General features: G+C 61.5%; 21 protein-coding genes. 4 read left to right on the top strand and 17 right to left on the bottom strand.

The window, feature by feature from the left end:
* Nucleotides 1-169: 169 nt before the first annotated feature.
* Nucleotides 170-931 carry a sulfite exporter TauE/SafE family protein gene (locus JOD97_RS10800; protein WP_209716408.1) on the bottom strand — a complete coding sequence of 254 codons (762 nt, stop codon included), beginning with the start codon at nucleotides 929-931 and terminating at the stop codon, nucleotides 170-172.
* Between the two features lie 122 nt (nucleotides 932-1,053).
* Here JOD97_RS10800 and JOD97_RS10795 point away from each other — a divergent pair, with 122 nt between their 5' ends.
* Nucleotides 1,054-1,773, top strand: coding sequence for a glutathione S-transferase (locus tag JOD97_RS10795; RefSeq protein WP_209716405.1), 720 nt, complete (start codon nucleotides 1,054-1,056; stop codon nucleotides 1,771-1,773).
* Nucleotides 1,774-1,806: 33 nt separating this feature from the next.
* On the opposite strand, the gene JOD97_RS10790 is transcribed toward JOD97_RS10795, so the two are convergent.
* The 5 genes from JOD97_RS10790 to JOD97_RS10770 form a co-directional block, all read right to left on the bottom strand.
* Nucleotides 1,807-3,777, bottom strand: a complete 1,971-nt coding sequence (locus tag JOD97_RS10790) for a protease pro-enzyme activation domain-containing protein (RefSeq protein ID WP_209716402.1) — start codon at nucleotides 3,775-3,777, stop codon at nucleotides 1,807-1,809.
* A 318-nt stretch (nucleotides 3,778-4,095) separates the two neighbouring features.
* Nucleotides 4,096-4,425 carry a hypothetical protein gene (locus JOD97_RS10785; protein WP_209716399.1) on the bottom strand — a complete coding sequence of 110 codons (330 nt, stop codon included), beginning with the start codon at nucleotides 4,423-4,425 and terminating at the stop codon, nucleotides 4,096-4,098.
* Between the two features lie 170 nt (nucleotides 4,426-4,595).
* Nucleotides 4,596-4,796, bottom strand: a complete 201-nt coding sequence (locus JOD97_RS10780) for a heavy-metal-associated domain-containing protein (RefSeq protein ID WP_209716397.1) — start codon at nucleotides 4,794-4,796, stop codon at nucleotides 4,596-4,598.
* 11 nt (nucleotides 4,797-4,807) lie between these two features.
* Entirely contained in the window at nucleotides 4,808-5,176 is a 369-nt protein-coding gene (locus JOD97_RS10775; RefSeq protein WP_229264266.1) for a DNA-binding protein, read from the bottom strand.
* On the bottom strand, nucleotides 5,157-5,462 hold the full coding sequence (locus JOD97_RS10770) for a DUF6516 family protein (protein WP_229264265.1): 306 nt from the start codon (nucleotides 5,460-5,462) through the stop codon (nucleotides 5,157-5,159). Before JOD97_RS10770 ends, JOD97_RS10775 begins: the two co-directional genes overlap by 20 nt.
* 163 nt (nucleotides 5,463-5,625) lie before the next feature.
* On the opposite strand from JOD97_RS10770, the gene JOD97_RS10765 reads away from it, so the two are divergent.
* Nucleotides 5,626-6,369, top strand: a complete 744-nt coding sequence (locus JOD97_RS10765; protein WP_209716394.1) for a hypothetical protein — start codon at nucleotides 5,626-5,628, stop codon at nucleotides 6,367-6,369.
* 24 nt (nucleotides 6,370-6,393) lie between these two features.
* On the opposite strand, the gene JOD97_RS10760 is transcribed toward JOD97_RS10765, so the two are convergent.
* From JOD97_RS10760 to JOD97_RS10740, 5 genes are all read right to left on the bottom strand, one after another.
* Nucleotides 6,394-6,678: a type II toxin-antitoxin system HicB family antitoxin gene (locus JOD97_RS10760; RefSeq protein WP_209716391.1), complete on the bottom strand. Its 285-nt coding sequence runs from the start codon at nucleotides 6,676-6,678 to the stop codon at nucleotides 6,394-6,396.
* Between the two features lie 207 nt (nucleotides 6,679-6,885).
* Nucleotides 6,886-8,769 (bottom strand): PhoH family protein, encoded by a 1,884-nt coding sequence (locus tag JOD97_RS10755; protein WP_209716388.1) that lies wholly within the window; start codon nucleotides 8,767-8,769, stop codon nucleotides 6,886-6,888.
* Between the two features lie 283 nt (nucleotides 8,770-9,052).
* A complete protein-coding gene (locus JOD97_RS10750; protein WP_209717451.1) occupies nucleotides 9,053-9,541 on the bottom strand; it encodes a peroxiredoxin in 489 nt (162 codons plus the stop codon).
* Between the two features lie 58 nt (nucleotides 9,542-9,599).
* Nucleotides 9,600-10,538 carry a formyltransferase gene (locus JOD97_RS10745; RefSeq protein WP_209716385.1) on the bottom strand — a complete coding sequence of 313 codons (939 nt, stop codon included), beginning with the start codon at nucleotides 10,536-10,538 and terminating at the stop codon, nucleotides 9,600-9,602.
* A gap of 29 nt (nucleotides 10,539-10,567) precedes the next feature.
* Nucleotides 10,568-10,960 carry an Mth938-like domain-containing protein gene (locus JOD97_RS10740; protein WP_209716382.1) on the bottom strand — a complete coding sequence of 131 codons (393 nt, stop codon included), beginning with the start codon at nucleotides 10,958-10,960 and terminating at the stop codon, nucleotides 10,568-10,570.
* 327 nt (nucleotides 10,961-11,287) lie between these two features.
* Between JOD97_RS10740 and JOD97_RS10735 the strand changes: the two genes are divergently transcribed.
* Both JOD97_RS10735 and JOD97_RS10730 read left to right on the top strand, forming a co-directional pair.
* On the top strand, nucleotides 11,288-12,520 hold the full coding sequence (locus JOD97_RS10735) for a pyridoxal phosphate-dependent aminotransferase (protein WP_209716379.1): 1,233 nt from the start codon (nucleotides 11,288-11,290) through the stop codon (nucleotides 12,518-12,520).
* 42 nt (nucleotides 12,521-12,562) lie between these two features.
* Nucleotides 12,563-13,885 (top strand): homoserine dehydrogenase, encoded by a 1,323-nt coding sequence (locus JOD97_RS10730; RefSeq protein WP_209716375.1) that lies wholly within the window; start codon nucleotides 12,563-12,565, stop codon nucleotides 13,883-13,885.
* Between the two features lie 177 nt (nucleotides 13,886-14,062).
* Here the strand turns inward: JOD97_RS10730 and JOD97_RS10725 are convergent, their stop codons facing one another.
* The 6 genes from JOD97_RS10725 to JOD97_RS10700 all read right to left on the bottom strand — a co-directional run bounded on the left by JOD97_RS10725 (nucleotide 14,063) and on the right by JOD97_RS10700 (nucleotide 21,042).
* Nucleotides 14,063-14,395 carry a BON domain-containing protein gene (locus JOD97_RS10725; RefSeq protein WP_209716372.1) on the bottom strand — a complete coding sequence of 111 codons (333 nt, stop codon included), beginning with the start codon at nucleotides 14,393-14,395 and terminating at the stop codon, nucleotides 14,063-14,065.
* A 206-nt stretch (nucleotides 14,396-14,601) separates the two neighbouring features.
* Entirely contained in the window at nucleotides 14,602-16,050 is a 1,449-nt protein-coding gene (locus tag JOD97_RS10720; RefSeq protein WP_209716369.1) for a sigma 54-interacting transcriptional regulator, read from the bottom strand.
* Nucleotides 16,047-16,649 carry a hypothetical protein gene (locus tag JOD97_RS10715; RefSeq protein ID WP_209716366.1) on the bottom strand — a complete coding sequence of 201 codons (603 nt, stop codon included), beginning with the start codon at nucleotides 16,647-16,649 and terminating at the stop codon, nucleotides 16,047-16,049. Before JOD97_RS10715 ends, JOD97_RS10720 begins: the two co-directional genes overlap by 4 nt.
* A gap of 5 nt (nucleotides 16,650-16,654) precedes the next feature.
* The gene (locus tag JOD97_RS10710; protein WP_209716364.1) at nucleotides 16,655-18,091 is read right to left on the bottom strand and encodes a HAMP domain-containing sensor histidine kinase; all 1,437 of its coding nucleotides are present in this window, start codon (nucleotides 18,089-18,091) and stop codon (nucleotides 16,655-16,657) included.
* 177 nt (nucleotides 18,092-18,268) lie between these two features.
* Complete coding sequence (locus JOD97_RS10705) at nucleotides 18,269-18,688, bottom strand: hypothetical protein (protein WP_209716362.1); 420 nt, start codon at nucleotides 18,686-18,688, stop codon at nucleotides 18,269-18,271.
* Nucleotides 18,685-21,042, bottom strand: coding sequence for an RHS repeat-associated core domain-containing protein (locus tag JOD97_RS10700; RefSeq protein ID WP_209716359.1), 2,358 nt, complete (start codon nucleotides 21,040-21,042; stop codon nucleotides 18,685-18,687). The genes JOD97_RS10705 and JOD97_RS10700 overlap by 4 nt, the downstream gene beginning before the upstream one ends.
* Between the last annotated feature and the right edge of the window lie 264 nt (nucleotides 21,043-21,306).

Here is a 21,306-nt window from a genome sequence, read left to right as displayed (position 1 = left end):
CGGCGGCTCATCGATTGCGGATTACGGCGTTCCGCCTAATCCGCCCTACGTGGAACGGTGGCGGAGCGTCGTCTGTACGCTGATGGACCGGACAATCACGTAGGGCGGATTAGCGAAGCGTAATCCGCCATGTGTGCGTCGCCGCGACGCTTAAAGCAGGTACGAGGGATCAACGAACAAACATCCAAACCGTCAGCGCCGCGCCGACCAGCACCACGAACCCGCGCATGACCTTTTCCGGCAAGCGGTGAATCAACCACCCGCCGCACAATCCACCCGCGATCCCGCCCACGCACAGCGCCAGCGCGGCCGGCCAGCTGACCAAACCGGACGTCGCGAAGATCACGGCCGCCACCGCGTTCATGGCCATCGCCAGCACGTTCTTGGTGGCCGCCGCCATGCGCACCTGCTGGCCGGCGATGGTCAGCGCGGCCAGCATCAGGAAGCCGATGCCGCCGCCAAAGTACCCGCCGTAAATCGATATGCAGCCCTGCACCAGCACCAGCGCCCAGCGCGGCATGCCGCTGGCCGCGTGCAGCGGCTTTTTGCGGAAGCTGCCCCACGCGAACACGCTGGTGGCGAACAGCACCAGCCAAGGCACCAGTCGCGCGAAGAACGACGCCGGAGTATTGAGCAGCAGGATGGCGCCGAACACGCCGCCGATGGCGCTGATGATCAGCATCTGGCGGAACGTCAGCGGACCGACATCGCCTGCCAACTTGCGCCCCGCGTAGGCGGACGTGATCTGGCTGGGGAACAGCGCGATGGTCGAGGTCATGTTGGCGGCCAGCGGATTCAATCCGGCCAGCAGCAGGGCCGGGAAGGTGATGAACGAGCCGCCCCCCGCCAGCGCGTTTTGCACGCCGGCGAGAAATCCGGCTGCGGCGACCATCAGGACGATGTGGATTTCAAGCGGTGGGACTGGCGGCATGGGCGGAAGCAGACATGGTTGGTGTGGAAGCGAACGAAACAATAGTTTCCGGTCGATTATAACCGTGGTCCGCAAACCTTTCCGGGCGCCGCGCGGGCGCCGACGGTGCTACGATATTCCGCATGACGACACCATACCAACTCTATTACTGGGACGGCCTGCAGGGCCGCGGCGAATTCGTGCGGCTGGCGCTGGAGGAGGCGGGCATCCCCTACAGCGATGTGGCGCGCGCCAAAAAGGGCATGCCGGCGTTGATGGCGAGCCTGGACGGCGACAAGGTCGATCATCCGTCGTTCGCGCCGCCGGTGCTGCGCGCGGGCGAGCTGCTGATCGGGCAAACGGCCAACATCCTGCTGTTCCTCGGCGCCCGGCACGGGCTGGCGCCGCGCGCGGAGGCGGGGCGCTTGTGGGCCAACCAGCTGCAACTGACCATCGCCGACATCGTCGCCGAGGCGCACGACACGCACCATCCGATCTCCACCAACAAATACTACGAAGACCAGAAGAAGGAAGCCAAGGCGCGCTCGAAGGATTTTCGCGAGGCGCGCATACCGAAGTTCCTGGATTATTTCGAAGGCGTGGTGACGCGCAATCCGGGACGGGGTGGTTGGGCCGTCGGCTCGCGCCTGTCGTATGTCGACCTGTCGTTGTTCCAGTTGATCGAGGGCTTGCGTTATGCGTTCCCGAAGACGATGGCCAAGCTCGAGCCGTCCTATCCCGGCCTGGTGGCCTTGCGTGACAAGGTGGCGGCGCGCCCCAATATCGCGGCCTACCTGGGTTCGAAGCGGCGCATTCCGTTCAACGAGGACGGCATATTCCGCCACTACCCCGAGTTGGAGTAGGGCGGATGTCATAAACCGGTCAAACGCCTCCGGTTACTTGTAGCTGGCCACCAGCGAGACCCCGCTCGACGCCTTGTAACCGTAAACCAGCACGTAGTAGGTGCCGGCCGCCGGGCTGGCGATCGAGATGCTCTCGGTGGTGGTCGAACCGTCCGATTTCCGCAGGTACGAACTGGTTGTCGGCTGTGATCCCAGTTTGACGTAAAGGTCGGCGTCGCCGCTGCCGCCGGAGGTGTTGAACGTCAGGCTGGTGGCGCCGGAGGGCACGGCGAAGGTGTAGACCTTGCCCGCGTTGGCCGCCACCGAGATGCCGGTCACCGCGACGTTGTTGGTCAACGCGTTCGACGCCGGCGGCGTGGTGGAGCCTCCGCCGGCCATGACGCTGGCGAAGTTGGCCATGTTCAGGCTACCGTAGCCGCTGGCGTAGTCCCAGCCCGTCTTGGCGGTGTAGCCGCCGTTGCTGCCGGAGGTGACGTCGTGGAACATGCCCGGGTTGGCGGCCGCGCGGGCGTACAGGTTGGACGACGGGAACGGCAGCGCGTTGTTGTTCATGGACTGGACGCGCGCCCAAAAACCGGTGAACAGTGGCGCGGCCAGGCTGGTGCCGCCGATTTGTTCGGTGGAGCCGTTGACCAGCACCAGCGCGCCGCTGGCGGGATCGGCGTCGAGCGCGATGTCCGGCGTGCCGCGTTTGGTCGAGGTGCCCAGCACACCGGCGTTGACTTGCCAGCTAGGCGCCGCCTCGGTCAGGCTTGGTCCGCCGCCGGCGCCACCTTCGGCGCTTTGCTGGCAGGTGGCGCTGCTGCTGCAAGCCCACACGGTCTCGGAATTCCACGTGGTGCCGCTGGTGTTGAGCAAGGTGCCGCCGACCGACACCACCCACGGCGATACCGACGGATAGCTTTGCGACGTGCTCGAACCGCCGCACTCGTAGGAGCCGGAATCGCCCGACGAGACCGAGAACGTCTGGCCTTGCGCCACGGCGGCCTGGAAGATCTGGTCGTTGCTGGCCATGATGCCGGAGTTCTTGGCGCTGGTTTCGCACTCGCCCAGCGAGACGTTGATGGTCTTGGCGACGTTGTCGCTGACGACGCGGTTGTAGGTGTCGGTCAGGTCGGCGTCGCTCAGGGTGTTGGCCGTGTACAGGATCATCTGCTTGATGGTGCCGCCGGCGGCGGCCAAGGCGTCCTGCGTGTCCATGTTCCACTCGCCGACGCCGGAGGTGTCGGAGCTGGCTCCGCCCACCGTCACGGTGCTGACGTTCACCGTCGGATAACCGGCACGGCTGGTGAAGGTATTCAGGTCGGCGATGGTTTGCCGCATGCTGCCTTGCGTGATGATGCCGATGGTGGCGTTGACCGCGCTGGGCAAGCCGCTGGCGTTGTAAATCGCCGGGAAATCGGTCGGATTGTGGCCGGTGCTGGCCAGCGTATGGGCGGCCGGCTTGGCCATCGTATGGTACATGTGGATGGTCTGCAGGCCGTGGACGGCCATGACCGTGTCGCCCAGCGACTGCGGCACGGCGGCGTCGCTGACGTTGGCGAAGGCGGTGCGGCCATTGACGGTGTAGTTGCGCAGCTCCGTGTTGAACGCGGTCTTGACCGAGCCGGCGGTGCCGTCGCCGCTCACCAGCAGGCGGTTGTCGGACACGGTGACATTGATAAAGCCGCTGCGTTTCAAATGGTCGGCCACGCGTTGCGCCTGGGCGGCGGTGGGCGCGTAGCGGTCCATGAACTGCTCCCTGGTCAGCGGTTGGACGTTACGGCCGGCGACGATATCGCCGGTCAGCGCGTCCAGGTCGGATTTGTTGCGCAGCTTGAGCGCGACCACGACGTGGGTCGCTATGCCGGCCTGCATCAGGGCCTGCTGCTGGGTTGTCGCGCCGCTGACGACGGGCGCCTTGGTGGCGGTGGGGACCCAGGTTTCGGCGGCGTCAACGCCGCTGGTGGCGGTCAATGCCAGCAAGGCCAGGGGCAACAGCTTCATTTGCTCTTTCAAGATCATGTAGTTCTCCGATTTTTATCTAACGTGATGCGCGGCGCCGAATGATCATCGGTGCCGCGCGGCTTGCACCGCCCCTGACAAAACGGGTGTGTTTTCTCAGGGCGACACGCCCCGTTGGCCGCTCCAGATGGAGTGGTCAAGGCGTGTCTGTCTCAACGCGGACCGCCGGTGGGCGGCCGCGCTGGTATTGGGGATACAACGGGGGGAGCTAGTCCACGGCGTCCGTCATGCGCCGCCGTCAGACATGGCGGCGGTGGTTCGCGTTAACGGAGATGTCCTTGCGCGCGCGTCGTGACGAGGAGGCAGGGCGGGAAAAGCTCAGAGGGTAAAGACGGGAGGAGCGTGCGAATGGGGCGTGAGGAAGGTGGCGGACAGCGTGTTGGAGCGATATAGCGGCAGATCGGCGCGATAGGTTTGGCCCGGCGATTCCGGGGTCACGCTCAAGTCGCCGGAAGGTGGCAGCAGCGGCGTGTCGATGACCAATTGGCAGGTCGGGCAATCCGAGTCGTCGTCGGCGATCGCATGGTGATGCACACCGAGGGTGAACAACTGGAGCAGGAAAACACTCAGCACGATCAGCGCCACCACCATCCGCCGGACGGTGGGTCGGGACCTCTCGCTACTGGTGCCTTCGTCGAGTGACCGCATGCTGGTGCATTCCTGGTAACGGGTGGCTTTTATAGCAACCGTGAGGAAAGTATAGCAAGCGGTCTCCCGCACGATTGCTTTTTCTAAATATTTATGCGGTGACTGTTGTTTTCAGAATATGTTTTACGAGGCCCGGCAAAGTTGCGCGCCGGGCCTGCGTAACGGCCGAATCAGGCCGCGCCGACCACGGGATAGCCGGCATCGGCGATGGCCGATTTCAACGGGGCCAGTGGCGTGGCGCTGTCGATCTTGACGGTCTTGCCGGCCAGGTCGACCTCGACCTTGGCGGCGGCGTCGATCGCCTGCACCGCCTTGATCACCGCGCCCACGCAATGGCCGCAACTCATGTTCTCCACTTGCAGTTGATACATGGATTACTCCTTCAGGTTTTCGATGATGCCACTGTATGCCTTCCAATGGTGGGAAGGTCAATGGAAACGTCGTCGTATGGGAAGATTACGCCATTCCCACGCCGTTCCAGTACTCCCGAGGAGAGCAGGGCAACGATGTCGGTATCGACGCTGCCCATGTCCCGGTCGACGCTGCGTGCGATGTCTCTGATCGACACCTGCCCGGCGCCACACAGCATTTTCACGATATGACAGCGCTCGGGCGTGAGGATGGCGCGCATCAACTCGGGCGTCGCGAAGGCGATGGTCGCGGCGGTTTGCACTACGCCCGACTCCCAGGCACGGGCAAAACCAGCCAAGCTTTTATCCATTGACTGAACTCTAAGGATCGCTGTTTTCATGATTCCACCTTTCGACGTCCAAATAAAAATCTATGATTAGCTGTTCCAAGGAGTGAAACTGATAGGTGAGCTCGCTCGAACCGTAGTGGCGGTGGTCGCCTTTGGAAAGTTCATTGTCATACCGAACCACGCATTTGTTGTTGACGACATATGCCAGTCTGTATTTGTACGCGTGCGCCTTTGTACTGGCGGCATGGGGTAGCTTCCAAATCACGAATTCAGCAAATGCCTGAGATGACACAATGACGCGGCTCTTATGGAGCAAGGTCGCCTTTTGCTTAGTCATCCTGCTCTCGCCACTTGTAGTTGTCAATTGAATCGACGTTAGCAGAGCCGCTGATGGGATGATTGGACATTGATCAGATAAGGTCGGCTTTGGGGCTTACCGTTCTGGAGGGGCCGCCGCCTCTGTGGTAGGATCTAAGGTTTTCGTAAAATAACGTCCAGTGATGAAATCGATAATCTTTTGCACAAGCTATATCAAGGACGCCGAGGCGTGGGGGGACCGATATAAGCTCTGGCTCGATTATTATCAGGACGTTCCTATCGATGCCATCAAGAGGGTCATGATCGACGACGGGTCGCCATTCCTGCCGCCCGCTGAAGTCATCAAGACGGTTTCGAATACCGCGCCCCTGGCGTCGGAAGAAGATTCGAATCTGATCATCCGATTCGATAACAATCTGGGCCGGCAGAGTATTAAGGACTATCCCGGCTGGTGGCGCAGTTTCCTGCATTCGATTGATGTGGCCAGGGAATTGGGCGTGGATAAAATCATCCACATCGAGTCGGATGCTTATATTCTAAGCCCCCGCTTGGTCGATTTCATCAACCAGGTCCAGACCGGATGGCATGTCTTGTGGACCGAATATAACGATTTCCCGGAAACGGCGATCCAGGTGATTTGCCGCGACCAGTTCGAGATTTTCGAAAATTTCAAGAAGACAAATCCATCATTGCATTTCGCGGATATGGCCGAACACGTACTGCCGTTCACGGCCGTGCACCGCGAATTCAAGGGCGATCGCTACAGCGAGCTGAAGCGGAATCGGGGAGGGATACTCCGCTCGAAGAAATTTAATTTTCTTCGACGGATTAATTGGGAGTTCTTCACTGTGCCGGTGCCCGCGGACGCCGACTTCGCAACCCAGGGAGTGCGCCGCCAGCGTCTGGCGTTTCGGCGCAATGGATAAGCCACGCCTCGGCGCCACGCGCCGTCAGCTTTCCGGCGGATCGTCCAGCCGGGCCAGATCAAGGCTGACCAGGGCCCAGATGCCGTCGGCGTAGTCCGGCTCGCGCGACAGATACTCCACTTCCGACGGTTTGATCTCGAAGGCCTTGCCCTGCTCGACCAGCTGGCCGACATGGCCGTAGATGGCCTTGGTGGCGTTGCTCATCGCTTTGTCCACCGTCTCGCCGGTGGTCACGCAGCCCGGGATGTCCGGCACGGTCACCCCGTAGCGGCTGCCTTCACGCTTCTGGATCAGGATAGGGATGTCCATGGTCTTACCTCAGCAGTGATAGAAAAGGCGGGCGAAATCAATGACTTGGATCATAGTGTCATACAGGATGGCACAGGATTCAAGAACTTTCGTGGATCAATTCGCTTACTTGTGCATAGGTTGGATGACGGAAACTGTTTGCTATAAAAGAAGCCCCGCCGGCATCGCTGCGGGCGGGGCTAACAGGTACGTGTTTATTTTACTACATTACAGTACGTCGCTGGCGTGATCGGCCAGACGCGAGCGTTCGCCGCGCGCCAGCGTCACGTGGCCGCTGTGCGACCAGCCCTTGAAGCGGTCGACCACGTAGGTCAGGCCGCTCGAGCCCTCGGTCAGGTACGGCGTGTCGATCTGCGCGATGTTGCCCAGGCAGAGGATCTTGGTGCCCGGACCGGCGCGCGTGACCAGGGTCTTGACCTGCTTCGGCGTCAAGTTCTGCGCCTCGTCGATGATCAGGAACTTGTTGACGAAGGTGCGGCCGCGCATGAAGTTGAGCGACTTGATCTTGATGCGCGAGCGGATCAGGTCCTGCGTCGCCGCGCGGCCCCATTCGCCGCCGTCCGAATCGGACTTGTTGAGCACTTCGAGGTTGTCGTCGAAGGCGCCCATCCACGGCGACATCTTCTCTTCCTCGGTGCCCGGCAGGAAACCGATGTCCTCGCCGACCGGCACCGTCACGCGGGTGACGATGATTTCGTTGTAGAGTTTGGTTTCCAGCACTTGCGCCAGGCCGGCGGCCAGGGCCAGCAGGGTCTTGCCGGTGCCGGCCTGGCCGAGCAGGGTGACGAAGTCGCACTCCGGATTCATCAGCAAGTTCAAGGCGAAGTTCTGCTCGCGGTTGCGCGCGGTCACACCCCACACATTGTTCTTGTTGTGGCTGAAGTCGCGCAAGGTTTGCAGCACGGCGGTCTTGCCGTTGATCTGCTTGACCTGGCCGTAGAACGGCGCCTCGCCATTCTTCGGCTCCAGGAAGATGAACTGGTTCACCAGCAGCGACGGCACGAACGGACCGGTGACGCGGTAGAACGTCGCGCTCTGGCCATTCTTGTTTTCCTGCCACGATTCCAGATCCTTGCCGTGCTTGGTCCAGAAGTCGTCCGGCAGCTGGACGATACCCGAGTACAACAGGTCGGTATCTTCCATCACGTGGTCGTTGAAGTAATCCTCGGCCGGCAGGCCCAGCGCGCGCGCCTTGATGCGCATGTTGATGTCTTTCGACACCAGCACCACCGGACGGCCTTCCTGTTCGGCCTCCAGCGAGCGGACCACGGACAGGATCTGGTTGTCGGCCTTGCCGACCGGCAGGCCGACCGGCAGGTCCGCCGTCTGCATGCGGGTCTGGAAGTACAGGCGGCCCTTGGCGTCCTTGTTGCCCAGCTTGGACAGCGGGATGCCGTTCTCGATGGCGTCGTCGTCGGTGTTGGAGACCAGCGCGTCGAGGGTGCGCGACACCTGGCGGGCGTTGCGCGCCACCTCGGTCATGCCCTTCTTGTGGTTGTCCAACTCCTCCAGGGTCATCATCGGCAGGTAGACGTCGTGCTCCTCGAAGCGGAACAGCGACGATGGATCGTGCATCAGCACGTTGGTGTCGAGCACGAACAGCTTGGTCGTGCCGGTCTGGTCGGCATGACGGCTGGTCGACGATTTGATCGCCACTTCGTTGATCTTGTGCTTGGCCGGGTGTGGCGCCTCGGCGGTGATCGGCGTGACCTTGCCGCGCGCGGCCGGCGCGGCGGGCTTGGCCTTGGCGGCCGGCTTGGCGGCCACCGGCGCCGGCGCGGGGGCAGGGGTGGCTTGGGCGGCCTTCAACACGGCCGGCGCGGCTTTCAGCACAGCGGCCACGGCCTTCGACTTGGCGGTGGTTTTCGCTGGCGCTGGCGCGGCCGGTGCGGCTGGGACGGCGACCGGCGCCGCCGCTTTGGTTTTTGCTACGGGAACTGCTTTGACGGGCGCCGCTTTCTTCGGCGCGGGGGCCGGCGCGATCTCGGCGACCGCCGCAATGGCGGAAACCGGGCGCGGCCCTGTCGCTTTTGGATAATCTTTTGCCAACAGTAAAGTCGCTGGCTTACTAGGTAATTTTGGCAGTGGCATCAGGATCTCAATTGAAAAATAACTGGAGGAATCCGCCCATAGGCGCAGCATGTCTCCGCGAATTGGAAACATTGGGACCGGATGGGGTGGATGCTAGGTAAAACAGGATATAAGACTGCCGACGGGCGCACATCTTGCCCGGAGAAAGTACCGCGTGGTGGCCGGCTGGCCACCATGTAGGGTGGGAAGAGTTACAGTGATGACTCAAAATGGTTAACAAAATGGCTGGATGCGCATGATTCTGCTACGGTTGAGCAACTCTGAAAGGCAACGCGCAAACCTGTTAAGCCTGACGCGCCACAAATTCCAGCACTTCATCGACGTGACCCGCTACCTTCACGCCTCTCCATTCTTTCACCAATTGACCAGCAGCGTCAATGATAAACGTGCTGCGCTCGACGCCACGGACGGTCTTGCCGTACATTTGCTTCATTTTCATGACGTTGAACTGCGTGCAGAGCGCCTCGTCGGGATCGGAAATGAGCTCGAAAGGCAGGCCCAGCTTGGCTTTGAAGCTTTCGTGCGAGCGCAGCGAATCGCGGCTGACGCCGTAGATTTCGGTGCCGGCGGCCTGGAATTGCTCGTACAAATCGCGGAACGCCATGTTTTCGGTGGTGCAGCCGGGGGTATTGTCTTTCGGGTAGAAAAACAGCACCGTGTGGCGCGCCGGCCGGCCCGACAACTGGAAGGTCTGGCCGCTGGTCATGGGGGCGGAAAAGTCGGTTACTGCGGGTTGGCTATCAGCCACTGGTTTTCTCCTGGAGATGGACATCGACAATGTGAGGGCAAGTTTTCGCCGTTCAAGCCCGCGCGCGAAGTAAATGTTGGCGTCATCGCCGGGCAAGCAGGCGCGCTTGCAGTTGCGCGGGCGTGACGGGCGCGCCGTCGGCCGTCAGGCGCGAAATCGTCAGCATGCGGCCGTCGCCGCACACGCCAAAGATGCAATTATCCACTACGGTCAAGCCCGCTGGCAAACCGACGGCGACCACGTTGCCGAAATTGCCGGACAGGCGGGCGCGTTCGATCGCGTAGCGCACGCCGTCGATGTCGGTGTAGGCGCCGCAGCAGGGCGGCGCCATGGCGCGGTGCAGATTGTAGACCTGCCGCGCCGGCTGGCGCCAGTCGATGCGGCCGTCCTCGGGCGTGCGCAGGGGCAGGCAGGGGCCCGCGCCGGTATCGTTGAACAGGCGCGGCGCGGTGCCGTCGAGCAGCGACGGCAGCACGCGCCACAAGGTCTGCTCGGCCGCGACGACGACCTTGGCGGACACGTCCCGGGCGGTGTCGTCGGGCAGGATCGGCACTTCCATCTGGGAGATGATGGCGCCGGCGTTGGGCCGGGCCGTCATCTCGTGCAGGCTGGCGCCGGTGGTGGCGGCGTCGTGCAGCACCGCCCATTCGACCGGCGAGCGGCCGCGGAACTCCGGCAGCAGTGAGGCGTGCATGTTGTAGGCGGGGGCGACGGCAAGCATGTCCGCCGGCAGCAGGTGGCCGTAGCCCAGGCTGAATATCAGGTCCGGCATGGCGCCGCGCACTTGGTCCAGCAGCTGGGGCGCGTCGGCGCCGTCGGCCGCGATGCAGCGGATGCGTTCTTCGTGGCACAGCGACGTTAGCGCTTCGTCGTCGGCGGCGTGGGTAACCACCAACGCGACGTCGACGCCGCCGGCCAGCAATACCTTGAGGCAGCGCAGGCCGATCTCGTGGTGGGCGAAGGCCACGGCGCGTGGGCGGCGCTCGTCGTCGCCGGCATCGTTCGAGGCGTCGCCGCTCATGGCATGGCGCCCTGGACCAGCAGGCCGGCTCAGGCGCCCGCCGCGCCGGTGTTGTCGATGATTAGCGCCAAGGTGACCTTGCGGCCTTCGCCCATCAGGATGTTGTAGGTGCGGCAGGCGGCCTGGCTGTCCATGCATTCGACGCCGATGCGGCGCATCGTCAGCGCGGCCGTCAGGCGCGGGTGGATGAAGCGCTGTTTGGCGCCGGTGCCGAGGATGACGACGTCCGGCGAGTCGGCGCCGATGATGTCGAAATGCTCGGCGGTGATCGATTCGAAGGTCGGCGCGTTCCAGGCGCGCGGTTCGGTTTCCGGTAGCACGATCAGGCTGTAGTTGTAGCGCTGGGCGTTGATCTCGACGCCGGTTTCATCGTAGCCGGTGACGGTTTGGTACTTTTTGGTGTCGCTTGCGTGGAGCTTCATGGTATTTGTGCGGTTGGAGACGGGGGCACGTGCTACGTAGGGCGGATTAGCGCGGCGTAATCGGCCATGTATCCGCCGCCGGCGGCTCGACCATGGCCGATTACGGCGTTCCGCCTAATCCGCCCTACGTGTCTATGTGGTCCATCGAATTTGGTGGTGTAAGTGACATTGTAGCGTTTTTCGGGGCGCGCTTCGGCGTTTCGCCCCGCCAGAGGTTGATTAAACGGGTGGCTTTCGGCAGAATGGTTCTTTTCGCATCGCAGCACAGGCCGCCAGCGCGTTTTTGGCAGGCCACAGCGGTTTGCCTCACCAAGACAGGATTTTATTTTGCGACCGATTAATAAATCGAACAAACTGGCGGAAGTCTGCTACGAGATCCGCGGCCCGGTGCCGGAAAAAGCCCGGCAAATGGAGGAAGAAGGCCACAAGATCACGAAGTTGAATATCGGCAACCTCGCCGTGTTCGGTTTCGATCCCCCGGACGAGATCGTCCAGGACATGAAGATCAACCTGTCCAACGCGGCCGGCTATACCGATTCCAAGGGCATGTTCGCGCCCCGCAAGGCGGTCATGCATTACACGCAGGGCAAGAACATCGCCGGCGTGTCGATTGACGATATCTATCTGGGCAACGGCGCCTCAGAGCTGATCGTCATGTCGATGAACGCGCTGCTTAACACCGGCGACGAGGTGCTGGTGCCGGCGCCCGACTATCCGCTGTGGACCGCCGCCGTCAGCCTGTCCGGCGGTACGCCGGTGCACTACATCTGCGACGAGCAGCAGGACTGGTATCCGGATATTGAAGACATCCGCCGCAAAATCACCTCGAACACGCGCGCTATTGTCGTCATCAACCCGAACAACCCGACCGGCGCGCTGTACCCGGTCGAGTTGCTGCAACAGATCATCGAAGTGGCGCGCCAGCACCAGCTGATCATCTACGCCGACGAAATCTACGACAAGGTGCTGTACGACGAGGCCGAGCACGTCTCCATCGCCTCGCTGGCCGACGACGTGCTGTTCGTCACCTTCAACGGCTTGTCGAAGAACTACCGCGCCTGCGGCTACCGCTCGGGCTGGATGGTGGTGTCGGGCGAGAAATCCCATGCGAAAGACTATATCGAGGGCCTCAACATGCTGGCCTCGATGCGCTTGTGCGCCAACGCACCGGGGCAGTTTGCGATCCAGACTGCGCTCGGCGGCTACCAGTCGATACACGACCTGGTGGGACCGGGCGGGCGCCTGTTGAAGCAACGCGATCTGGCCTACAAGCTGCTGACCGATATTCCGGGCGTCACTTGTGTCAAGCCGAAAGCGGCGCTGTACATGTTCCCGCGCCTCGATCCGAAAATCTACCCGATTGCGGACGACCAGCAGTTCGCCTACGAATTGCTGGCAGAAACGAAAGTGCTCATCGTCCAGGGCAGCGGCTTCAACTGGATCGCGCCGGACCACTTCCGCGTCGTGTTCCTGCCGAACTCGGACGATATGACGGAAGCCTTCGGCCGCATCGCCAAATTCATGGAAGGCTACCGCAAGCGCCACGGCGCCAGCTTTTAAGCACACCGCTCCACCGAACCGCAGATCAATAGAAACGAATATATGAAACCCATCAAAGTAGGCTTGTTAGGCGTCGGCAACGTCGGCTCCGGAACGTTCAACGTGTTGGAACGCAACCAGGAAGAAATCCGCCGCCGCGCCGGACGCGGCATCGAGGTGGTGGCCGTCTCCGCCCGCAACCTCGAGCGCGCCAAGCAGCGCACCGGCGGCAAGGTCAAAGTCGTCGCCAGCCCGTTCGACATCGTCAACGATCCGGAAATCGACATCGTCGTCGAGCTCATCGGCGGCTACGACGAGGCCAAGGCGCTGGTGCTGCAAGCCATCGCCAACGGCAAGCACGTGGTCACCGCCAACAAGGCGCTGCTGGCGGTGCACGGCAACGAGATCTTCGCCGCCGCGCAAGCCAAGGGCGTCATGGTCGCGTTCGAAGCGGCGGTGGCCGGCGGCATCCCGATCATCAAGGCGCTGCGCGAGGGCCTGACCGCCAACCGCATCGACTGGCTGGCCGGCATCATCAACGGCACCACCAACTTCATCCTGTCCGAGATGCGCGACAAGGGCCTGGATTTCGCCACCGTGCTCAAGCAGGCGCAGGAGCTGGGCTACGCCGAGGCCGACCCGACCTTCGACATCGAGGGCGTGGACGCGGCGCACAAGGCCACCATCATGTCGGCCATCGCCTTCGGCATTCCGGTGCAGTTCGACAAGGCGCACGTCGAGGGCATCTCCAAGCTCAACGCGATCGACATCCGCTACGCCGAGCAGCTGGGCTACCGTATCAAGCTGCTGGGCATCGCCAAGCGCGCCAAGGTCAACGGCGTCGAGGGCGTCGAGTTGCGCGTGCATCCGACCCTGATTCCGAGCAAGCGCCTGATCGCCAACGTCGAGGGCGCGATGAACGCCGTGCTGGTGCAGGGCGACGCCGTCGGCGCCACCTTGTACTACGGCAAAGGCGCCGGCGCCGAGCCGACCGCGTCGGCCGTGATCGCCGACCTGGTCGACATCACCCGCCTGGCCACGGCCGATCCGGAACACCGCGTGCCGCACCTGGCGTTCCAGCCGAACGCGATGACCAACATCGAGATTTTGCCGATGTCGGAAATCACCACCAGCTACTACCTGCGCATGAACGTCAGCGACCAGCCGGGCGTGCTGGCCGACCTGACCCGCATCCTGGCGGACGCGACGATCTCGATCGACGCCATGCTGCAAAAGGAACCGGCAGAGGGCGAGACCAAGACCGACATCATCTTCCTGACGCACCAGACGCAGGAGAAAAATGTGACGGCGGCCATCGCCAAGATGGAAGCGTTGTCGACCGTGTGCGGCAGCGTGACGAAAATCCGTTTGGAAAACTTGAGCTGATCGTTGCCGGGAGGGGCCGGATAATCGATTTGAATTGATTATTTGGCAACTTCGCGGGCAAAAAAAAGTCCGGGTAGCGTCTACGCACGCTACCCGGAAAAGGGTCAGTTACTAGGGTGTGTTGCGGTACTTCTACTACTAGGGTTTACTGCGGGATACTCATTACTGCGGTACTACTTACTTCGAAGCGACGGTCAGTTCGCTTTTTACTTCTTTAACGCCTGGGACGGCCGATGCCACCTGAATGGCCTTGGTGCCCACTTCAGTGCTTGGCACGGCGCCGCTCAGCACGACCACACCGTCGGTGGTGGTCACGCCAATTTGTTTTTGATCGGCCAGGGAAGCCTTGATCTTGCTGGTGATTGCTTCGTCATTGGAGGCGGTGCCAGTCTTGGCGGCTCCAGCCATTGCACCTTCTTGCTGACCCGCTGCGAAAGCGGTACCAGTGGCGGCTGCGGCGGTCAGGGTGGCGGCAACCATCAGGCGGGCGATCAGTTTGGTAGTCATCATGATTTGATCCTTTTTCAAGTTTTAGGTGAAACGTCAGTGACGTTACCCTATCCTTAGCAATCGCCGTGCCAGATCAAAAAACCCTTTGTAAATCATGGGCTTGCGTGGAAATTTCCTAAAGTAAATTGTCAAATCGTGATGTTTTCGACCATATTCCACGGATTTTGTCGTGAAATGGCGACAAGCTACTGCCGAAATTTATTAAGTCATTGATTTTTAAGGGAATCGTCTTGTCGCTCTGTGGCGACAGGGGGCGAATCGCTGCGGAACAGGCTGGCGTCGAGGTCGTATTTCTGCAGCAGACGGTAGAACTCGGTCCGGTTGCGCTCGGCCAGGCGGGCGGCGTCGGCCACGTTGCCGTCGGTCAGTTTCAACAGCTGGACCAGATAGTTGCGCTCGAAGCGCTGCTTGGCCTCGGTGTAGCTGAGCACCTCCAGCGACGGCACGCGCAGCGCCCGCTGCACCAGCGACAACGGAATCAGCGGCGCCGTCGCCAGCGCGCACACGTGTTCGACCACGTTATACAGTTGCCGCACATTGCCCGGCCACGAGGCGGTGGTCAGCGCCTCGAGCGCGTCGGGCGCGTAGCCGCGCACCGTCTTGCCGTATTTGGCCGCCAGCGTGTGCAGGAACTGGGTCGCCATCGGCGTGATGTCCTCGCGCCGTTGCGACAGCGGCGGCAGGGTCAGTGTGATGACGTTGAGCCGGTAATAGAGATCTTCGCGGAACTGGCCTTCGAGCATGGCCGCGTCCAGGTCGCGGTGCGTGGCCGACAGGATGCGCACGTCGACCGGCCTCGGGACGTCCGAGCCCAGCTGGCGCACCACGCGCTCCTGCAGCACGCGCAGCAGCTTGACCTGCAGCAGCAGCGGCATGTCGCCGATCTCGTCGAGGAACAAGGTGCCGCCGTCGGCCGCCTGCACCAGGCCCTCGCGGCTGCTGACGGCGCCGGTGTAGGCGCCCTTGACGTGGCCGAACAGTTCCGACTCCAGCAGCGCTTCGGGGATGGCGCCGCAGTTGACGGCGATGAACGGCGCCTTGGCGCGGCGGCTGGCGCGGTGGATGGCGTTGGCCAGCAACTCCTTGCCGGTGCCGCTTTCGCCGCGGATCAGGATGCTGGCGTCGGACGCGGCCACCAGCCTGGCCTCGGCCAGCAGTTCGTCCATGCGCTGGCTGCGGCTGATCAGGCCGGCGCGCCAGGCCTCGTCGCCGTTCGACGGGCTGGCGGCCGGCGCGGACAGGCTCAGCGCCTGGGCGATGCGGTCGAGCAGCAGCTTGGCGTCGAACGGCTTGGTCAGGTAGGCGTAGGCGCCCAGGGTGGTGGCCTCGATCGCGTCCGGAATGGTGCCGTGCGCGGTCAGCAGGATCACCGGCAGCGCCGGGTAGTTGTGGCGGATCTCCTGGAACAGCGACATGCCGTCGCGGTCCGGCAGGCGGATGTCGCTGATCACCAGACGAGGCAGCTCGATCGACATGCGCGCCAGCGCCGCCTCGGCGCTGCCGACGCCGGTGACGCGGTAGCCGTTGGCGGTCAGGCGCATCGACAGCAGGCGCAGCAGGTCGGCGTCGTCGTCCACCACCAGCAGGTGCGCGCCCTTGCCGGCGGGATTGCGGGCGGCGCCGGCGGCGGCCAGTTGCTCGTCGGCCGCGCTCATTTGATCACCGCCGTCGGCGCGCTGGCGGCCGGTCTGGGCGGCAGGGTGCGCTCGATGGTTTTCAGGCCTTCCAGCATGTCGTTGAGCTGGTCGATGCGGCGCTGGTTGTCCTTTTGCTGCGTGGCCAGCCGGTCGATGTGCTCGGCCAGCCGGCGCGCCTCGGCGCAATTGCTCGACAACATCTGCGCCAGCGGCTTGTACACGCTGGCCTCGCTGTCGTTGGCGTTGCCGACGCCGTCGAGCAGCGCCTGCGCGCGCGCCAGGTCGCCGCCGCCGCGCGTGAGCATCAGCACCATGCCCATTTGCACGGCCACGCGCGGGCTGCGTTTTTGCAGGCCCAGGCCGCTGAGCTCTTTGATCAGCTCGCCCTGGCTCATGCGCCGCAGCGACTGGTGATAGCTCAGCAGCGGTCCGATCTCGTCGGCCGGCGGCGGTGGCGCCGGCGTCGGCACCTCGATCACCAGTGGCGGCGGGGCCGGCGCCGGCTCGGGCGCCGGCTTGGGCTGGATCCGCGCGCAGGCCGCCAGCGCCAGGCACAGGATGAGTGCCAGCAGGCGCGCCGGGGCGCGGGTTGAAACGGAGGGGGCGTCAGGCGTCATAGGGATTAACCATCGTTGAGCGGTTCATAAGGTAGTTCGATTCGGAAACGGGCGCCCCGGTCGGAGGGCAGCAATTGCAGCACGCCGCGATGGGCGGCGATATATTCCTGCACGATCGACAGGCCGATGCCGTTGCCGCGGCGCGCGCCGGGCGGCTGGCGCTGGCCCTGGTAAAACGGTTCGAAGATGCGGGTGGCGTCGTCGGGCGCCACGCCCGGCCCCTGGTCGGCGCAGTCGATCAGCAGCCGGCCGTTGCGCTCCTCCAGCTTGAAGGCGATCACGCCGCCCGGCGGACTGAAACGCACGGCGTTCGACAGCAGGTTGCCCAGCGCCACCGCCATCTTGTCGGCGTCGACGTCGATCGGCCGCGCCTGGCCCTCGGTGTTGACGGTCAGCTTGGCCGCCTGCCACTGCAAGCGCTGGCTGTCGATGGCCTGCGCCAGCAGCGCCGACAGGTCGGTCGGCTCCAGGTGCAGGTGGTGGGCATCGAACGTCGCTTCGTTGTAGCGCAACAGCGCCTCGATCTGCGACTGCAGCGCGGCCGTGTTTTGATTCAGTATACCGGCGATTTCGCGCTGGTTGGGCGATAACGCGCCGGCCACGCCATCTTCCAATAGGGCAACGCCTTCGCGCAGCGCCGCCAGCGGGGTCTTCAGCTCGTGCGAGATGTGGCGCAGGAAGCGCGACTTGTCGGCCTCCAGGTTGGACAGGCGCTGGCGCAGCCAGTTCAGTTGCTGGCCGACGCGCCGCAGGTCGGCCGGGCCGCGCACCTCGACCGTCTCGTCGAAGCGGTTTTCGCCGAGCCGGTCGATCGCCGATTCGATCTGCGCGAGCGGACGCGACAGCCACAGGCCGAAGCCGCCGGCCAGCATCGCCGCCACCACGATGGAGGCGATGACCTGCGCCTTGAGCACGGCGCGCCGCTGGTCGAGTTCGGTCAACAGATCGGTGTTGCGGCGCTCGACCTCCTGCTTGACCTCCTCGGCCAGTTGCGCGTTTATGCGCGGCAACAAGGTCAACACTTTCTCCAGCGCCTGGCGGCGGGCGCTGGTGCGCGCGCGGGTCGGCATCTGCAGGATGTCCCAGGCCTGTTCGCCGGCCTGGCGCCAGGTGTCGAAGGCGATGTTGGGGGCGTTGGGCAGGCCGCGCTGGACGGCGTCGAGCGCGGCGCGCGCCTCGCGCCAGGCGTCGGCGTAGCGCATGCGGAAGGCGGGGTCGTCGAGCACGAGGTATTGGCGGGCGCTGCGCGTCATCGCCACGCTGCGCTCGGCCAGCTGTTGGGTGTTTTCGGTGAGCGCCAGCGCGTGGTGTCCGCTGTCGCGGCTGTGGGCGGCGAGACGGTCCAGCGTCCACAGCGCATGCAGGGAGGCGGCACTCAGCAACACAGCGATCAACAGGAAGACGCCCAGCAGCAACTGGCGAAACGAGAGTTTCGAGAGCATCGGAGGTCAGTACAGGGAGATATTAATTGAATGATATGGCGAAACCGCCGTGTTGGCGTGTTCGATTGGAAACACTCGATGCGCGGCTGCGTTGTGACTTCGACGGAAAGCTGGACTTGGTTGGAGCAGGATCGCGGATAAGTCGTATTGCTCAACCATCCGCGTCACTGTGTAACGTCAGGGATTTGGCTTTTTCCATTTGACGAGTTTGGTTATATTCGTTAGCGACCCAACCCTCAGGGCAAGGTGTCCTCTTTTCACTGCTGAGAAAGTGCCCTGAATAGCGACATAGTTATTATTGATTTTCTTCCAAGATGAAAAGCTACTCTTCGGCACGTCCAGTGCGACGCCATTTTGAATCAAGGAATGAGCCCAATCCTCTCGATGTGCGTAAACAACGTCGCCTTCGAACTCCATATGCATAAAGCCGATAACATAAACCGTTTTTCCATCATATTTTTCAGGATTTGCTATCAACTGGTAGATCGATACGGGCAAAGCTGAAGCTTCATCAGCTCGACAAAGGCTCATTTCAACTGAGGCCACGAGGATGAGGAGCAAAAAAAGTGTTTTTACGAAGAGTGAACGCAAGATCATTTTATGCCTCGAGCGATTACTTCGACGGCACCCCCGTACGGGATTCCATTGGGGGTGAATTTGAGAACCTTCCCTGAGGGCGTGCCAGCCCAGATTGGCTTTCCTTCTTGATCCGCCCAATATTGATCAAGACCGGAAATTATATCAGGCCGCGACTTTCCGTTATAATTGCCATGAGTATGGTACATTCCTTCGTTATTTTCGCACATGGTGGGTATCTGCCCCATATCTTTTTGAGTCCCCATCGCAGGCCAAGTATAGGAGTAATTCCCATCGGGGCGTCGATAAATTCTTCCACCTATCTCAAGATCGATCTTGATCGACATCGGATTAATTTCCTTTATAGCTTGTATAGCTGCTGCATTAGCTGATGCGTAAGGATCTCCTGGGCTAAGCCCCAATGGATCGGAACGTGCTGTGGGAATGTTTTCCACATACGCATAGGTGTTAATCCCTCCATTAAGACCGATTGGATCGCTCTGTACATACCGTCCACTCTGTGGATCGTAGTCGCGATAGTAGTTGTAATGAAGGTTGGTTTCCTTGTCATAATATTGGCCTGGAAATCGCAAATTATAAAAAAATCCAGCTTGTGTATGCGAAAGTTCCCTGGGCTGGGCGGTGCCAAATGGATCACCCAAGTCCCATCGCCAAACGATGTGGTTTTCGATTGCATCAGTTATGGTGCGTGGTGTGTTGATTTGATCATTGTAGATATAGTATATGCCAGAATTCGACGGCTCATCGACTGTTCCGCCCATGAGTACCACTATGGGTAGGTTTTTAAGATATATTGTTTCTTCAATGGGTGCGCCAAGGGAGTCATATTCCCCTATCAATTGGCCGAATTCATCATAAATAAAATATGTCGTTTCGCTGGTGCTGTTGGCAGAGGAACCGGTTTTCACCATTTTTACTGCGCGTTGTTCCAGTCCATTATGCCTGTAAGTGGCGGTGATGGTGCCCGATTGCGCTGATTGCAGCCGGCCTCGTGCGTTATATGTATAATTTCTCGTGCCGTCACTGATGAGGTTGCCCGCCGTGTCATACGCGTTGGTTTTTATGGGAGCGGAGCCGGTGGTTTTTTGCAATCGATTGCTGAGCGGATCGATTGTATTGAGCGACGTCTGTCCGCCATACGCCAACTGCGTGCGATTTCCGTTCGCATCGTAGTAATAACGCACGCTGGTGCCATACTCCGTAAAGTGGGTGAGACGATCAAGATCATCATAGGCATAGTTTTGGTTGAGGTTCGAAGTCAGATCGCCTGGTCCACCGCTGCCGACATGTTCGGTTTTGACGACGCGTCCGGCGGCATCGTAAGTGATGGTTCGGATGACTCCGCCTTTTAAAATATTCCCGAGCGGGAAACGTGTGATGCGACCGCGTAAATCGAACTCCCGGAAGTAGCGGTTTGGTGTGGCGACGCTGCTATTGCCCCAACTCCATGATTTCACCGGGCCCGAAGCCTGGTATTCTATGTCACTCAGCAATACCACCGGCGTGGTCGACCCAGCCTTGCGCACGGACATGGCGGAGACGCGGCCACCCTCCCCATATTCAATGAAAATTTGGTTGCCGCTGGGGTAGGACATGCCGACAATTTTACCGTTGGAGGGGCCGCTCGATCCGTAATCGTAGCCGACAGCGAAAGACTTCTGGCCGTCACCGGTGCCGATCACGACATTTTTTCGGATCAGGCGCCCGGCGGAGTCGTATTGATAGGCGCTCTGCCCCGACTCGTCACTCATTTTAGTTAGATGACCGACCGCCCCGGCCGATCCAACGTCGTACTCGAAAGTGCTCGGCACGCCGCTGGCGTATGCGATCCGCGTGATGCGGCCCAACGCGTCGTGGTCAAAGGTTGTCAGCTGCCCCCGCGCGTCCTTGGAGGACGTGTGCAAGCCCGCCGCATCGAATGTTCTGATGGCGAGGCCGGAATCCGGACTGGCCAACGCCGTTTGATCGCCTAAACCGTCTACCGTGTATTGCGTGGATAAATTGCGCGGATCCTTTACGCCTGTGAGCTGATCTCTGGCGTCATAGCTGTAGGCTATCACCGGCGGCGGCGTCCCCGCGGCGGGCGAAGGAAGGTGCTGCTCGATGAGCTGATTGAAGGCGCCGTAGCGCTGGACCGAGACGCGGCCCAACGGATCGATAACATGGGTGATGTTTCCGTTCACGTCATATTCATAACGGATGGTCGACGACTGTGGCGTCTGCGCAAGTGCGGTTTCATAATGGGCTGTGAGCACTAAAACCAGCGCTGGGAGAAAAACGATCAACGGTGACGGCTGATTGATCCATCGACGCAATGGCTTAAAAAGAGAGGGCGGGTTAATTGCACTGGACATATTCTTCCTTCAGGTTCATAAATCGGCCAGCCATACAATTCGGGACTGGATCGTTCGCACCTGGCGAGAAGGGAGGCCGTCCGGCAGTCAGATGCCAGTGCAGTCTAGATTTTTCCGCAATTGAATCTTTGGTTAAAAATCAAGCCCGAAGGATTGAAAAATTATGGCCTGACAAATATCAATTCGTACTCACCGGCATTACTTCCAAAAATCAAGATAATTAATGTAGTAGGCCCAGAGGGCCGCGCACGACGCATTCCGTTC

The sequence above is a fragment of the Duganella sp. 1411 genome, assembly GCF_017833525.1.
Lineage (GTDB): Bacteria > Pseudomonadota > Gammaproteobacteria > Burkholderiales > Burkholderiaceae_D > Rugamonas.
Note: the sequence above shows the minus strand (reverse complement) of the source record. Positions and strands in the feature narration are given on the sequence as shown.

Coding starts and splice junctions, on each gene's coding strand:
- JOD97_RS10765 (WP_209716394.1), top strand. CDS start 5,626: ATGAAATCGATAATCTTTTGCACAAGCTATATCAAGGACGCCGAGGCG.
- JOD97_RS10755 (WP_209716388.1), bottom strand. CDS start 8,769: ATGCCACTGCCAAAATTACCTAGTAAGCCAGCGACTTTACTGTTGGCA.
- JOD97_RS10795 (WP_209716405.1), top strand. CDS start 1,054: ATGACGACACCATACCAACTCTATTACTGGGACGGCCTGCAGGGCCGC.
- JOD97_RS10720 (WP_209716369.1), bottom strand. CDS start 16,050: ATGAGCGCGGCCGACGAGCAACTGGCCGCCGCCGGCGCCGCCCGCAAT.
- JOD97_RS10730 (WP_209716375.1), top strand. CDS start 12,563: ATGAAACCCATCAAAGTAGGCTTGTTAGGCGTCGGCAACGTCGGCTCC.
- JOD97_RS10775 (WP_229264266.1), bottom strand. CDS start 5,176: ATGAAAACAGCGATCCTTAGAGTTCAGTCAATGGATAAAAGCTTGGCT.
- JOD97_RS10740 (WP_209716382.1), bottom strand. CDS start 10,960: ATGAAGCTCCACGCAAGCGACACCAAAAAGTACCAAACCGTCACCGGC.
- JOD97_RS10745 (WP_209716385.1), bottom strand. CDS start 10,538: ATGAGCGGCGACGCCTCGAACGATGCCGGCGACGACGAGCGCCGCCCA.
- JOD97_RS10700 (WP_209716359.1), bottom strand. CDS start 21,042: ATGTCCAGTGCAATTAACCCGCCCTCTCTTTTTAAGCCATTGCGTCGA.
- JOD97_RS10800 (WP_209716408.1), bottom strand. CDS start 931: ATGCCGCCAGTCCCACCGCTTGAAATCCACATCGTCCTGATGGTCGCC.
- JOD97_RS10770 (WP_229264265.1), bottom strand. CDS start 5,462: ATGACTAAGCAAAAGGCGACCTTGCTCCATAAGAGCCGCGTCATTGTG.
- JOD97_RS10750 (WP_209717451.1), bottom strand. CDS start 9,541: ATGTCCATCTCCAGGAGAAAACCAGTGGCTGATAGCCAACCCGCAGTA.
- JOD97_RS10715 (WP_209716366.1), bottom strand. CDS start 16,649: ATGACGCCTGACGCCCCCTCCGTTTCAACCCGCGCCCCGGCGCGCCTG.
- JOD97_RS10780 (WP_209716397.1), bottom strand. CDS start 4,796: ATGTATCAACTGCAAGTGGAGAACATGAGTTGCGGCCATTGCGTGGGC.
- JOD97_RS10760 (WP_209716391.1), bottom strand. CDS start 6,678: ATGGACATCCCTATCCTGATCCAGAAGCGTGAAGGCAGCCGCTACGGG.
- JOD97_RS10710 (WP_209716364.1), bottom strand. CDS start 18,091: ATGCTCTCGAAACTCTCGTTTCGCCAGTTGCTGCTGGGCGTCTTCCTG.
- JOD97_RS10785 (WP_209716399.1), bottom strand. CDS start 4,425: ATGCGGTCACTCGACGAAGGCACCAGTAGCGAGAGGTCCCGACCCACC.
- JOD97_RS10725 (WP_209716372.1), bottom strand. CDS start 14,395: ATGATGACTACCAAACTGATCGCCCGCCTGATGGTTGCCGCCACCCTG.
- JOD97_RS10705 (WP_209716362.1), bottom strand. CDS start 18,688: ATGATCTTGCGTTCACTCTTCGTAAAAACACTTTTTTTGCTCCTCATC.
- JOD97_RS10790 (WP_209716402.1), bottom strand. CDS start 3,777: ATGATCTTGAAAGAGCAAATGAAGCTGTTGCCCCTGGCCTTGCTGGCA.